At 59.2% G+C, this 311-nt stretch carries 1 pseudogene; it reads left to right on the top strand.

The features are described from left to right. Positions 1 to 16 precede the first annotated feature (16 nt). Positions 17 to 311 (top strand): annotated as a pseudogene (locus tag ACRHNM_RS16535) (gfo/Idh/MocA family oxidoreductase); the annotation flags it as partial.

Below are 311 nucleotides of genomic sequence, written 5' to 3'. Positions count from 1 at the left end.
GGAACCACACTTTTACATCAACCGCCGAAAATTCATGAAAGGCGCTACCGCTGTTGCCATCCTTTCCAGCCTGGGGACCTATGGCATGGACATGATCTACCGGGATAAGCCCTGGCAAGTGGGCCTGATAGGCACCGGGTGGTACGGCAAGATGGACCTCTGGAGGCTGATGCAGGTGGCCCCGGTGGAAGTGATGGCCCTCTGCGACGTGGACCGTAAGATGCTGGAAGAAGCCGCGCGCCTCACCATGGAACGGCCAGGCGCCATGGGAAAACCCCGCCTTTTCAGCGACTACAGGAAAATGCTCGCCG

Source organism: Psychroserpens mesophilus (genome assembly GCF_050617655.1).
Taxonomy (GTDB): domain Bacteria; phylum Bacteroidota; class Bacteroidia; order Flavobacteriales; family Flavobacteriaceae; genus Psychroserpens; species Psychroserpens mesophilus_A.
This window is presented reverse-complemented; position numbering and strand designations above follow the sequence as displayed.